Raw genomic sequence first — 13,759 nt, 5'->3', positions numbered from 1 at the left:
GGCTTCAAAACATTCAGGAAATGGAAGCTGCCATCCTAAAAGGAGAAAAGGCTATCAAAGAAAAGGAGAAAGCCAAAAAGCAAGTGCTGTTAAGGCTCTCTCCCAGCTTGTGGAATGAACTGGCTGCCTGGGCGGAAGACGACTTTCGTTCCATCAACGGACAAATCGAGTATCTCCTCGCAGACTGCGTTAAAAAGAGAAAAAATAAAGAAAAATAAGAAGAACTTGATTCAAGAGATGATTTCTGTTTCGCGGAGCGAATTCAAATGCAGAAATCATGGGTTACTGAGAACGAAGTGAACAGTAACACTATAAGCAGTTGTGTTCCCATCACCGCATAAATTCAGACATAGTACTGTGCCTGCGCCTGGAACATTTCTGCGTATATTCCTTCCGGCTGCTTTACCAGTTCGTCATGGGTTCCGTATTCAGCAAGTGTGTGCTCTGCAAATACTGCGATTTTATCACAAAATTTACAGGAGGAAAGACGGTGGGAGATATATACTGCCGTTTTACCCCCTACTAATCGGTCAAATTGTTTATATATCTCATACTCCGCCACCGGATCCAAGGCTGCGGTAGGCTCATCCAGTACGACTACCGGCGCATCCTTATAAATAGCTCTGGCAATCGCTATTTTCTGCTGCTCCCCACCGGAAGGCTCTATTCCTTCTTCATCAAAATATTTAAAAATAAGGGTATCTAACCCATTCGGGAGAGAATCTACTTTTTCCTTGATTCCGCTCAGCTCACATAACACCTCCAGGTACTCCGCTTCTTTTTCCCAGTTCCCCATTCTGAGATTGTCTCTGATAGACATGGAAAAAAGCTTAAAATCCTGAAATACTACAGAAAGCAGTTTCATATACTGGTCGTATTCATATTCCTGAATATTTACTCCATTTACCAGTATCTCCCCTTCCGTAACATCATACATCCTGCACAGCAGCTTGATAAACGTGGTCTTACCTGCTCCGTTTAGCCCTACTACCGAAAGATGCTCGCCGGGTTCTATCGTAAGATCGATATTTTTCAGCACATACTGCTCCGTTCTCGGGTAACAAAAAGAAACATTCTTAAACTCAATCCTCGGATGACTCATATCGGGTACTTTTCTATGCCCCTTCACCATAGCATCCTTATACTCCATAAATGTGATGTATTCTCCCATAAATCCTGTCTTTTTCTCTAATTCCTGAAGTTGGGTTATCATATTCTGCAGTCCGGTGCGAAAAGCGATGGCTGACGTAATCAGCATAGTAAACTGTCCTATCGTAATTTTCTCAATAACCGCCAGATATCCAAGGTAAAGATAAATGCCAATGCCTTCACACATAGCGATTACCGCGCTCAGGCAGCCCCATTTTCTCTTTCCGTCCTCCAGCTCTTTAAATAAATGATACAAGCCACGAAAGCTCTCTTCGCCCTTTCTTGTCAGCATCCGTTTTGCTCCGTAAAGCCTGATATCCTTTCCGTAGCGGCTCTCTCCCAGAATATCGTGAATGTACCAGAATGCTCTGTTGATCTGCGGCCCCTTATTGAACGTCGCAATTTCCAGACCGTTCATCTTACTCACGATATAAGAGCCGCCGGCTACAGAAAGAAGCGCTATGATAAAAAGCAAAGGAGAAGCCCCTGCAATAATTACCATTACTCCTAAAAGAGTGATGAAAGAGGCTACTATTTCCTTAAAACAATTGCTGAGGCCCAAAAGCCCTCCCGAATACCAGCCCATTCCGTCGCGTGCTTTATTGCTTTGATTCAGCACTTCAGGATTCTCCGTATGCTCAAAATCCATTTCCATACTTCTAAGGACAAATTTCTTATCAAAGTATTGCTCGAACCAGTGGTCCAGTTTATAATTTTCCCGTTCGAAAATAGTAATCAGCCCTTGGATCGCCCAGTTCAAAATTACCATAGCAACAACCAGCCTCGCCAGTACTTCCACTCTTCTTTGTCCCAACAGCTCATCGATGATATATCTGGGAAACAAAATATTAACAAACGGTAAAATTGCCATAAGCAAAATGGCAAACAGCAGAAAAACAATATATACCGGTTTTTCCTTGCACACTTCCCTGTAAAAGTACCCAACGGTTTTCCACGTCTTCTTATTCATAGGCTGCCTCCTCCGCTTGATAATACTGGGACTGAATGCGGAACATTCTGGCATACTCCCCATCCCTTTCAAGCAACTTTTCATGGGTATCATATTCGATCATGCGCCCTTTTTCAAACATAGCCACTTTATGGCAAAACCTCGTACTGGATAGCCGGTGGGATATGTAAACTGCTGTTTTCCCTCCAATCAGCTTGTCAAAGTCCATATAAGTTTTGTATTCTGCCAGCGCATCCAACGCTGCGGTAGGTTCATCCAGCACTACTACGGGAGCATCCTTATATAAGGCCCTCGCCATTGCCAGCTTCTGTTTCTCTCCTCCGGATAGCTCCGTACCATCCATATGAAGAAATTTCAGCAGTTCCGTGTCCAGCCCTCGGGGCAAGCTCTCTATCTTTTCTTTCAGACCGGCTTTCACAAGGCAGTCAAGAGCCTTATCCTTATCTGTGTCCTCCGGAACGCTCATCGAAACATTCTCAGAAATAGGAAGCGCAAAGCACTCCACATTCTGAAATACAGGTGCAATCAGCTTATGATATTCCGCCTTGTCAAACCGGCTGATATCCTTACCATTCATATAAATCGTTCCTTCCGTCGGCTCATACAACCCACACAGCAACTTAATAAATGTCGATTTCCCGGCTCCGTTAAGACCGACCACCGCAAGTCTCCTGCCAGGCTCCAGAACAAGATTCAATCCTTTTAACGCATATTCTTTTCCGCTGCCCGGATAGGCAAAGGAAACATTTTCAAACCGGAATTCATATTGCTCCGCATAAGGAATCGCCTCATCCTTTTTATCGTTCTCTTTGCCGAATCTCTCATAATCTTTCTTAAATGTGCTTTTGAGAGGCTCTTCTCCCACCTTATCCGGATAATCCAGAAATGTCCGAAAATCGCTGATCAGTCTGCTGTCTCTCACTATATGATTCCACCGTTCCAAGCATCCTGCCACAGCGCTGTTAAAGCTTCGTATACTCCCCAAATACAGGGTGAAATCAGCCACACTCATTCCCCTTCTAAGCACGGCATACACCAGCCATGCATACATGATCCCTTCCTGCAGCAGACCGACTGCGCCTTCCTGTAAAAGAGTATTCCTCCACTTATTGTTCATCTCCTTTGCACGGGTATGTATCCGGGCAAGAACCTGTCCATATCTTTCATGCAAAGGGCTCTTCATACGGAAAATACGAATATCTTTCGCATATTCAAAACTGGAGGCCGTCCTGTAATAGTGGTAGCTTTCACGCCAATCGGGAACAGACGGATCATGGAATTTTTCCTTCTCCCATTTCGACATCCGGTCATGAAGGAGACCTCTTCCCACCGCAAGAAGCAACATTGCCAGAATCATGAACGGGGCCTGGTTCCATAAAATAACCGATGCGGCGGCCATCATAATAAAAGCTGACAGGAACCGGGCTGTTTCCCTAAGTATTCCCTCCATTCCCTCCACCATATTGGATGTCCCCTCGTCCCCCTTTCTCTTTGTATTGTAAACCTTAGGTTCCTCCAGCAAAGCAAAGGGCATAGTCATTACTTTCTTATTGGTAAATAATATGAATTTACACCTTACATCCGAAATCCTGGAGGACGCCGTAGTTACTCCCGCTTCCGTGCCTAAACGAAGTATTAGTTCAATGGCTGCCGCTGCAAAAACAATACCGGCAATTACCCTGAATCCGTTTCCTGTCTGAACGCTTTCCAAAATCTGAATGATCATTTTCGCACCGTAAATCCATACAAAACCTCTCAGTCCATCCGATACGGCAAAGATAACTGTACATAAGATAATGAGCGGCTGCCATTTCATGGCCCCGCTGAATGCATAGCGCAGATTTTCTAATGTAGTGTAACCGTAGTTCTTTTTTAACTTTTTCATGAACAAAAATACTCTCCCCTCCGTTTATTTTCGATTATCATACTACAAATCCCTATCCTACACCATTGCATATTTTGTGATAATTAGAATAATTAGGAGCATTTTTCTATTTATAGAACAAAAATGTACTTTCCGCACTCCCGCGGCCAAATACTTTGACAGTACAGCCTTTGTTCCGCACGCGTAGCTGTACATCATTTGCCTCTTACAATATAAAAAAATGCGCATGGTACCAGCCTGCAATAGCTGCTTCCATGCGCATTTCCTGTTTTATAAAATTACTCCGGTTTTATTCGTTTCCGACGCTAAGTGCCGTAATGAAGGCCCCTATGATGATACAGAAGTCGGATATGTTAAAAATAATGTTGCTAAGCCATTTCCACCTGACATGAAAACTCAGATAATCTACCACATATCCTCTCTTCCATCTATCATACGTATTGCTGAAAGCGCCTCCGAGCAAAAGGGACAAGCCTGCTTTTAAAACTGTATTTCCTTTCGTTCCAAGCGTCATAATAAAGAATACGGTAAGAACTAACGTGAGCATTAGCGAGATGAATGCCACCACCATTCTTTGTCCCTGCCCCGCGTTTAAAAACGCGCCCTTATTATGATGCTTGCGAAGCCGTATAAAGCCTCCCGCTTTTTCCTTTTCTTTTCCTTCTTCGAGGGTCTTTTCCATATAATTCTTTATAAAAAAATCCGTACCGAAGATTGCTGCTATTATCCCGATATAATTCAACTTCTATCCTCCTATCGTTCCGGCGATGATTCTAAAAGTACGCTCAATATCCAACTGCCCGTAGCCCCAAGAACGATTGGGATAAAGAACCTCCATATCCCTTCTCGCTCCTCTCATGAAATATGTCTTCAACTGGGTGGATTGAACCAACGGCTGATTTCCCTCCACTACCGCCCACTGCATGAACTGTGCGGATGCGCCCGCAGTAATAGCTGCCGACATGCTGGAACCGGTCCGGTCTCCGAGCACGGTGGAGACATTGACTCCGGGAGCGGCGAAGTCGGGCTTAGCTTCCCTGCCTCTCGCAAATCCTCTTCCTGACTCTATATAAAAACTATCGTTGCTGTCGTCGTAGGTAGATGGCGTGATGACATTGTATGCCAAAGACGGCTCCGTAAGCGTCGTATAAGGCGTTGAGCGAAGGAAATTGGTATTTCCTTGCAAAAACTGTGTAATCGGAAGCCACATATTAATTTCCGAGTAGTCGCTGTCTCCTTCAATAACGATATTAAAGGTCCATACTCCCGGCGTAGGAGCTTCAAAGCGGAATACTACTACTTCCTCTCCCGTTACCTGTTCCACAAGAATGTGGTCCACCGTTACCTTGGTCCTTTCATATATAAAGGAAAAGCTTCGCGTTGTTCTGCTTCTGAAATCGATTGCCGGAATTACCTCTCCGCCCGGAGAGCGAAGTGCTACGCTGAACAGATTGGGCGGACTGCCCCACAACTCCATCACAAAACCGATTTCCTGAGCGTCCACACGTACTTCCACCACTTCTACCACCATTCGTGAGCTCATGGTAATGGAACTTCCATAATGATGCTCCGCATTGCCCTCGTTGCCGCCGCATACGACGACAGCCCGGCTTCTTTTTTCCGCTATGCGGCTTAGATATCTGGATAAAAGGGAATTTCCTGCATGATCGCCCAAGTTCGTTCCCATACCGATGCACATTACCACCGGCCGTATTCCCGCTACGGCGAAGCTGTCCAGATACTTCACCGCCATTGCGATGTCTGTCCCCGAATAAGCAGGGACTCCCTCTGGTACAAAATAATAATCGAGCAGGTATTGTTTCGCCTCCCTGCACTTTACTACTACAATATCCGCGTCCGGCGCGGCACCCAAAAAAGTAAGTCCGAAATTGATATTGCTCCCCGCCGCCACGCTGGCCATCGCCGTTCCATGTCCTATCGTATCCGTGGTTGGTACTATGGAAAGCGGGTCGTCGCTTTGCAGAGCTTCGTTTATCTGCTCGTTGGTATACAGCGTGCCGTAAGAAAAACCCTCGGGCGGAGTACCGTCCTGAATCGTCTGGTCCCATATCGCCAGAATCCTTGAAGTGCCGTCTTCTCTGCGGAATACTTGCAGGTCATATTGTATACCGGTATCTATAAAACCGATAATGACACCTCTTCCGGTCAGAGACAAAGGCGGCCGCTGTACCTGCAGAATTCCAGTCCGAATTAAACTCAGCGGATCAAAATTACCCTGTGCCGGAGTAACGGTCTCCTGCATAAGCCCATACAGCTTCGGAATCGAGGTATAGGTAAAGGTAGATATGCTGATAGGCGGGAGCAAACTTCTTTCCACGAGCACTACAATGAACTCATTGTCGATCACTTCAATGCAATTCTCGGGATATAGTTCATCTATATAAGGCGATGTATAATCCAGCAGGATTTCCATATAATCATTAGACAACATCTGTTCTCTGCAGGCCATATATACTTACTCTTCATTTTTTACTATTATATGACCTACTGCTCAATTACGTTAAGATTATCCGGCAGCTCGAGAGAATTGCTGCGGATATCGATAATCGGCCCTCCAGTATTTTCTATATATTCCCTCGTAATCGTTACCCGTCCGATATTGTCGTCCTTAGGAATCTCATACATGATATCTAACATGAAATCCTCGATAATGGCACGAAGTGCCCTGGCTCCGGTATCCTTTTCCATCGCTTTTTCGGCAATCGCCTCCAAAGCACCCTCGTCGAATTCCAGATTGACCTCGTCCAGCTCCAGCAGCTTTTGGTACTGCTTAAGAATGGCATTTTTGGGTTCCTTAAGTATTTTAACGAGCATCTCTTTAGACAAGCTCTCCAAGGTGCAGATAATCGGCAAACGTCCGATAAACTCGGGAATCATGCCGAATTTCTTGATATCCTCCACCGTCACTTTGCTCAAAATATTCTTATCCTTATCGTATTTATCCTTAAGCTCTGCTGTATATCCGATAGAGGTCCCTTTGTTCAGACGCTGCTTTATGATTTCCTCTAAATCGGGAAAGGCACCTCCGCAAATGAACAGAATGTTCTTCGTATTCATCGTAGTAAGAGGAACCATGGCATTTTTGCTGTTAGCTCCTACCGGCACCTCTATCTCCGCCCCTTCCAGCAGCTTCAGCATTCCCTGCTGCACTGACTCTCCGCTGACATCTCTGGAAGTAGTATTTTTCTTCTTGGCTATCTTATCGATTTCATCGATGAATATAATGCCTCTTTCCGCTCTTTCCACATCGTTGTCCGCCGCTGCAAGCAGCTTGGATGCTACGCTTTCGATATCGTCTCCGATATAGCCGGCCTCCGTAAGAGAAGTGGCATCTGTTATCGCTAACGGCACATCAAGCAACCTCGCCAAAGTCTTAACGAGATACGTCTTACCGCTTCCCGTGGGGCCCAACATAAGAATGTTGGATTTCTCGATTTCAATTTCATCCATTGTTCCTGTAAAAACGCGTTTGTAATGGTTGTATACCGCGACGGAAATAATCTTCTTCGCCTTTTCCTGTCCTACCACATATTCGTCAAGCTGTGCCTTTATTTTATGGGGTGCAGGAATATTTTTAATGTCAAATACCTGCGCCGCACCTTCCTCCGGCTTCTTTTTTTTCAGCTTCTGCTTGTTGGGAATACCGCCGTCTCCCTGCAAATCTGCCAGATTCACAAAACTGATGTTAGGAATTCCCTTTCCTTTGTTTAGCTTGTCCCAGTCCCCGTTCAGGTTGGTATTGTTCAGCATGCCCTGATAATCGAACTGGCTGACCGTATCCATAGTCTTGTGCATACAATCATTACACACGGATATGTTGTTGGGCAGTTTAAACATCTTCCCCGTCTTGCTCTCCGGTCTGCGGCAGATGAAGCAGACGTCCTCATATTCGTTTTCTTTTTTCACATCAGGCTTTTTCTCTTCCGTTTTCATTTCCTCCAAAGCGCCGTCGTCTCCCTTTTCAGAGCCGTTTCTTTCGGTACTTTCTTCTGAACCTTCATTAGAAAATGCTTTCTTCTCTTCCTTTAGATCTTCTCTTTCTTCTTCCTCATAATCTTTATTATCAAAATCGCTCATTTTAATTCCTTCGCTCCTTATACTTCATTTATCGGCACGAATATAGTGTACTATATTTGTGCATTGAATTTACTGATTTTTATTATACGGCATCCATAAATGTTGTACAAGTTAACATTTTCTAAATTGCCCCACAGTTATTTTATAAATATATTAGAAAAAAGCGGCTATTTTTAAAATAGCCGCTTCATCCACTCTTTATTCATTACCGTTTGTATCATTACCGTTTGTATCATTACTATTTGTGTTATTGCTATTTGTATCATAACCCGCATATTTTTCACCGAGGGTCACGCTAACTGTCTTGCTTTCCCAACCGGTGGGGCTGCCCTGCATAATCGTTACATCAACAGTATCGCCTGCGGAATAATATTCCATAACACCCAAGAGGTCTTCCGCTGTGGTCACTTTACTGCCGTCGAATTCCGTGATGATATTGCCTTTCTTGATTCCCGCTGCCTCTGCTGCAGTTCCTTCATATACCTGGGATACATATACTCCCTTGGGCATACCGTAAGTCTCTGACATTTCATCCACTACGGTAAGAGGGGAGAGGCCGAGATATCCCTTGTTTTCTTGCGCTACCTTTGTTCTCGTTTCTCTTAACATCAAGTCCTCAATAATCGGTTTTGCGGCTGAAATGGGAATTGCATAGCCCATACCTTCTATCGCATCTCCACCGATTTTATTAGAGTTGATACCGATTACCTCGCCTTTTAAGTTGAGCAAAGCTCCGCCTGAATTACCGGGGTTTATCGCTGCATCCGTCTGTATAAAGGTAGCGTCTGACTCGGATGAACTACCACCGCTTGCGCTGGACAAATCTATGACTCTGTTCACTGCGCTGATTACGCCTAACGTTACGGATTGTCCGTAGCCCAAAGCATTGCCGATAGCTATTGCCGGCTCTCCTACGATAAGGCTGTCGGAGTCACCAAGAGCTGCAACTGCAATGGCATCCTTTGTGGTCGCACCAAGGCCCTCCAAAGGCACTGCGATGACCGCCAAATCCATATCAGCGTCAGTTCCCTTTATCTGAGCTTCTGCTTCCGATTCGTCGGCAAACTGTACTTTAAGCGTATCTGCACCTTCCACTACATGATAGTTAGATACGATGAGGAGCTCCGTATCGCTTTCTCCTACGATAATACCCGAGCCCGCTGCCGTAGCTTCACTCTGCATGGACTGACCGAAAAAGGTAGTCATCGTCTGCGTATAAGTATTGTTAATGGAAACGATTGCCGGCATAACATTCTTCGCCACATCGCTGACATCAGTAACTATGGCTGTCGCCGGCTGTGTAGTATCGATGCTTTTTGCCGTCTCAGCAATGGTGTTTGCTGTGTCCTTCGCCGACTCTATTGCTTCCGAAGCTGCCGTTACCGTAGATTTGGTAAGCGCTCCCGTAGTGGATTCCACCGCGAAGAAGCCTAACCCCGCACAAACACCAAAGAATAATCCGAGCCCTATGGCCGCTGCCGTCTTTTTCAGGTAGCCTCCGCCCTTCTTTTCCTTCTTCACGTTTCCCGGTTGATGATTTCCTCCGTCTCCTGCTCCATTTCCCTGACGATAAGCATTCTCCATATAATTATAGTTATTGCCATAACGATAGCTGCCGTTACCATAACCGGAAGTATTTGTATTATTATAGCCTGCGCTATAATTACCTGTGCCCTGTCCGCTGAAATTGCCGTTGCCGGATGAAAAGTCCTTTGCCGTACCATCAACTACATTCTTGTTTTCGTAATCATTCGGATAATTATTCTCATACATAACAATTCCCTCTTTCCTTTCCTAATCTTTGAACTCAGTATATTCGGGAATTGTGTTCTTTTTGTGATGAAAATATGCGTTTTTTGTTAACTATTTTTTTCATCATCTAAAATTTTTGCTGGATTTTATCCGTTTCTCCTGCTCCCAATATTCCTTGTTCATCGTAAACTTTAAGATAAGCTTCGCCGGAAGCTTGCGGTAATTCTTTCCAAGAGCAAAACCGGCATAGCGGCATGCGCTGTTAAAGTAAAACATAGGAATCTGGCTCCTATAGCCCTCCTGCCACAAATGACTGGTCATTTTCTTTACAAGAGCGAATCCCTCCTTTTCAGAGGTTATCCCTTCAAACACTTCCGGGTGCTGCGCCTGAGATACGCCCAAATCAAAATTTCTGTGAAACTGCTGCCTGCCCGTATAGTTATGAGAGTGAATCACTCTCGCCTGCGCAGCGTACACCACAGAGTATCCTGCCTTTACCGCCTTGGCTGCATATAGCATATCCTCGTTGAAAATCGTATATCGGACAAATTCTCCCAAGGAATCAAAGATATCCCTCTTATATGCCGCGCATGCGTTCGAACAAAAATATGCTTTTATCCCCAGTCTCTCTACATCCGCCGCAGATTTTTCCACACTAGTATCCGGATAATTAAAGGCTCTGGTGAAACGCTCCATTTCATTGCAGTCCTTTGCCGGAAGCTGCCTGGCATAGGAGACCGCCGTCCCTTCTTTTTCCAGAGGACGGATGAGATTCTCCAGCAGAAATTCGTCCTCCGGAAGGGCATCCTGCGTCATCATAACAAAGATAGGGGCCTGCGACCTTTTCACACCGCGATTTCTCGTATCTCCATGATTGAACTCTTTTTTGGACAAATGAGTTACCTGAATATTGCTGTATTTTTCAGCAAAAGGCGTACCGTATATCAGTCTGTCAAAATACTTTTGCTCCGTATTCATTACAATTATTTTTCTTACCGGAACCGTCTGTTTCTCCAGTTTATCTATCAACGTAAAAAATGTTTTATCCGGCTTATACACAGGAATAATTACATCAACTTCTTTCATCCGTCTCCCTCTCGCCATTTGATAATTTCTTGATTTTAATAAAAAGGACCTGTTCTTATTCTCAGGCCCTTTTTTGTTTATTATACTATTCTATCATTTAAATATCCATAACTACCTGATATATGAACTCGTATCGCTCTTTATCTTATCGCTGTATGTCTGTACGTCCGAAGAAACGGTGTACGTCTCATCGAATAAGAATTGATGCAGCCACTCCACATTTTCCTTCAAATCTACAGGGATAACACAGCTTCCCTTAGATCCGATGGTTCCCGTAGCCCTATACTGCTCGTTGGGGAATCCGGTTTGATCCACGATGTTGTATTTACTGATACCACCCAGCAGTTCTACAATCTCCGTCAAGTCGAGGGAAGTATAAACCTCACTGAATACATCGTTGGCAATCTCGTTCAAGGTTGCCGGTGAAGCGGTCTTCGCTTTGTCCGCAACCGCCATCAATACTTCTCTCTGGCGCTCCGCCCTCTTGAAGTCATCTCCTGCCGTATAACGGATACGGCAGTATGCCGTAGCCTGAAGGCCGTTGAGGAGTTGATACCCCGTCTGCGTCACTTCGTTATAAGGGCGCTTCAAATCCTCTGCCATCGTAAACTGATAACTGTTCAAATGATGGATTTCCGCACTGTCTACGTCGATCATAATGCCGCCCAGCGCATCGATAGTATCCGTTAGTCCTGCAAAGCCTACCGTTACGAAGTCCGTGATATTCATATCCATATTCATGTTCAACATATTGATGGCCATCTCCGGGCCGCCCTTCGCGTAAGCGGAGTTACATTTATTATAAGTATCGTTACTCAGATTCAGATAGGTATCGCGGTATACGGAAACCAGCTTGCAATCTCCCGTATCCTGGTTGATGGAAGCAATCATAATTGTATCGCTTCGCGTATTCTTTGTCAAAGCTCCCGTCGTAGAGTCCACGCCGAATAGGGCAATATTGCGGTAGCCCTTCATATTTGTCGTCTCTTCCCGCTGCTTTACTTCTTCGTTGATAACTAATTCGTCCTCGTTCAGTTCTACCTTGCCGACCTTTTCTCCTTTAAGCACACCGTAAAGAACTACGACCATAATGAGCAATACGAATATCTCCACGATAAAAAGAAGAATCTTTTTCCTCTTTTTTTTCTCCCTTTCCTTCGCGGACATCTTCTTTCCCTTGCTATTTCCTGAAGCCTTAACGCTTTCACTGTTTCTGCTCTTCTTTGAATTTGTAGCCATTTTCATTCTCCCTTATCTTCTTGCAAATTTACTGCTTATACCTAAATAAATATTTTATTTAATAAGAACCTCTTCAAAATGTTCTTAACATGCAGTTTTAATAAACTTTCTTAATCAAAAATTAATAGGCGTTTTTATTAATGAAGCCTTTGAACACGGTTAAAAACATGATTTTCACATCCAGACCCATTGTCCAGTTTTCTATATAAAATATATCGTATTCGATGCGCTTTCTTATGGAAGTATCACCTCTATAGCCATTGATCTGTGCCCATCCGGTAAGCCCGGGGCGCACCTGATGCTTGATCATATAGCGCGGAACCTCTTCCTTGAACTTTTCAACGAACAGCGGCCTTTCGGGTCTGGGTCCCACCAGACTCATTTCTCCCGCCAATATGTTAAAGAGCTGTGGCAATTCATCGATGCTCGTCCTTCTGAGAAGCTTGCCCACCTTCGTCACGCGGGGGTCGTCCTTTACAGTCCATGCCTTCTGTTCCTGAGAAGGCTTCTGCAGTTCCATTGTGCGGAACTTATACATCTTAAACGGTTTATTGTGAAGCCCGACTCTCTCCTGCTTAAAAATCACCGGCCCGCGGCTGGTACCCTTTATAAGAAGGACTGTAACAAGCATAATCGGCGAAGAAATGATGATTCCGCAAAGGGAACCGACCACATCCACTGCACGCTTCGCCACCCAGTTCAAAGTATTCGTCAGCGGAACATAGCGGATATTGATGACGGGAAGTCCCATCAAATCCTCCGTATACGGCCTGCTGGGCACAAGGCTGTTATAGTCGGGAATAAATTTCGTATGCACGCCAGATTTTTCACATAAATCCACAATTCGCTCCAACCTGTCATAATCCTCGAGGGCCAGCGTGACCGCGATTTCATCCAGTTTGTTCTCCGGCAATATATAGAGCAGGTTATCGATTCTTCCCAATACCTTTACGCCCTTATATAAAGTTCCTCCCGGAACCCTGTCGTCCAGTATTCCCCTTACCACATATCCCCATTGGGGATTCGCGTTGATTCGCGTAATATATTCCTCTGCCGCCCGGGAATAACCCACTAGCAGAACATACTTTAGATTATACCCTTTTTTACGGAAATATTGCAGACCATTTCGAATCATCGATCTTGACAAAGTAGTCAAAATAATATTGATTACATAAAAAATGAAAATCAAGGAGCGCGAAAAATGTTCCTGTTTAACGGCAAACAACATTACCATGAACAGAAATACACCTACGGTATTCGCTTTAAAAATACTGGATATTTCATACTTTCTTCTTGTCGCCCGTTTAGGCGTATACATATTAAAAAAATAATATAGTAAAACGTACCCGGGCACAATAAAATAAAGCGCACTGAAATATGTCGCTACAGACAACGCAGTGACGCCCGGCTCTGTATTCGCAAATGGTGTCTTAAACTTAATGAGCCATGCAAGTGAATAGGAAAGTGCTACGACAACCGCATCCACCAGCAGGTGCAATCTATTGAAATACTTTTGGTTATCTTTTATCATATCTTCACCAAATTTCCTATACTGCTAAACATTTTACAATATTATTACA

10 protein-coding genes are annotated in these 13,759 nt (G+C 44.5%); 1 reads left to right on the top strand and 9 read right to left on the bottom strand.

The window, feature by feature from the left end; all coding sequences use genetic code 11:
• Positions 1–20 precede the first annotated feature (20 nt).
• Positions 21–218 carry a hypothetical protein gene (locus CC90_RS21980; RefSeq protein ID WP_051869403.1) on the top strand — a complete coding sequence of 66 codons (198 nt, stop codon included), beginning with the start codon at positions 21–23 and terminating at the stop codon, positions 216–218.
• Between the two features lie 125 nt (positions 219–343).
• On the opposite strand, the gene CC90_RS0100100 is transcribed toward CC90_RS21980, so the two are convergent.
• From CC90_RS0100100 to CC90_RS0100060, 9 genes are all read right to left on the bottom strand, one after another.
• A complete protein-coding gene (locus CC90_RS0100100; RefSeq protein ID WP_051869207.1) occupies positions 344–2,119 on the bottom strand; it encodes an ABC transporter ATP-binding protein in 1,776 nt (591 codons plus the stop codon).
• Positions 2,112–4,004, bottom strand: a complete 1,893-nt coding sequence (locus tag CC90_RS22800; protein WP_051869206.1) for an ABC transporter ATP-binding protein — start codon at positions 4,002–4,004, stop codon at positions 2,112–2,114. The genes CC90_RS0100100 and CC90_RS22800 overlap by 8 nt, the downstream gene beginning before the upstream one ends.
• A 289-nt stretch (positions 4,005–4,293) precedes the next feature.
• Positions 4,294–4,746 carry a signal peptidase II gene (locus tag CC90_RS0100090; protein ID WP_031388811.1) on the bottom strand — a complete coding sequence of 151 codons (453 nt, stop codon included), beginning with the start codon at positions 4,744–4,746 and terminating at the stop codon, positions 4,294–4,296.
• A 3-nt stretch (positions 4,747–4,749) separates the two neighbouring features.
• Complete coding sequence (locus tag CC90_RS0100085; protein ID WP_031388810.1) at positions 4,750–6,474, bottom strand: S8 family peptidase; 1,725 nt, start codon at positions 6,472–6,474, stop codon at positions 4,750–4,752.
• A gap of 35 nt (positions 6,475–6,509) precedes the next feature.
• On the bottom strand, positions 6,510–8,102 hold the full coding sequence (gene clpX, locus CC90_RS0100080) for an ATP-dependent Clp protease ATP-binding subunit ClpX (RefSeq protein ID WP_031388809.1): 1,593 nt from the start codon (positions 8,100–8,102) through the stop codon (positions 6,510–6,512).
• A gap of 198 nt (positions 8,103–8,300) precedes the next feature.
• Positions 8,301–9,875: a S1C family serine protease gene (locus CC90_RS0100075; protein ID WP_051869205.1), complete on the bottom strand. Its 1,575-nt coding sequence runs from the start codon at positions 9,873–9,875 to the stop codon at positions 8,301–8,303.
• A gap of 102 nt (positions 9,876–9,977) precedes the next feature.
• Positions 9,978–10,940, bottom strand: coding sequence for a glycosyltransferase family 2 protein (locus CC90_RS0100070; protein ID WP_031388807.1), 963 nt, complete (start codon positions 10,938–10,940; stop codon positions 9,978–9,980).
• Positions 10,941–11,051: 111 nt separating this feature from the next.
• Positions 11,052–12,179: an LCP family protein gene (locus tag CC90_RS0100065; RefSeq protein ID WP_035315048.1), complete on the bottom strand. Its 1,128-nt coding sequence runs from the start codon at positions 12,177–12,179 to the stop codon at positions 11,052–11,054.
• Positions 12,180–12,300: 121 nt separating this feature from the next.
• Entirely contained in the window at positions 12,301–13,710 is a 1,410-nt protein-coding gene (locus CC90_RS0100060; RefSeq protein WP_031388805.1) for an undecaprenyl-phosphate glucose phosphotransferase, read from the bottom strand.
• Positions 13,711–13,759: the final 49 nt, after the last annotated feature.

This window comes from Kineothrix alysoides (assembly GCF_000732725.1).
Lineage (GTDB): Bacteria > Bacillota > Clostridia > Lachnospirales > Lachnospiraceae > Kineothrix > Kineothrix alysoides.
The sequence above is the reverse complement of the archived record's forward strand: the minus strand, read 5'-3'. Positions and strand labels throughout refer to the sequence as shown.

Coding starts and splice junctions, on each gene's coding strand:
- CC90_RS22800 (WP_051869206.1), bottom strand. CDS start 4,004: ATGAAAAAGTTAAAAAAGAACTACGGTTACACTACATTAGAAAATCTG.
- CC90_RS0100100 (WP_051869207.1), bottom strand. CDS start 2,119: ATGAATAAGAAGACGTGGAAAACCGTTGGGTACTTTTACAGGGAAGTG.
- CC90_RS0100070 (WP_031388807.1), bottom strand. CDS start 10,940: ATGAAAGAAGTTGATGTAATTATTCCTGTGTATAAGCCGGATAAAACA.
- CC90_RS0100060 (WP_031388805.1), bottom strand. CDS start 13,710: ATGATAAAAGATAACCAAAAGTATTTCAATAGATTGCACCTGCTGGTG.
- CC90_RS21980 (WP_051869403.1), top strand. CDS start 21: ATGGAAGCTGCCATCCTAAAAGGAGAAAAGGCTATCAAAGAAAAGGAG.
- CC90_RS0100065 (WP_035315048.1), bottom strand. CDS start 12,179: ATGGCTACAAATTCAAAGAAGAGCAGAAACAGTGAAAGCGTTAAGGCT.
- clpX (WP_031388809.1), bottom strand. CDS start 8,102: ATGAGCGATTTTGATAATAAAGATTATGAGGAAGAAGAAAGAGAAGAT.
- CC90_RS0100075 (WP_051869205.1), bottom strand. CDS start 9,875: ATGTATGAGAATAATTATCCGAATGATTACGAAAACAAGAATGTAGTT.
- CC90_RS0100085 (WP_031388810.1), bottom strand. CDS start 6,474: ATGGCCTGCAGAGAACAGATGTTGTCTAATGATTATATGGAAATCCTG.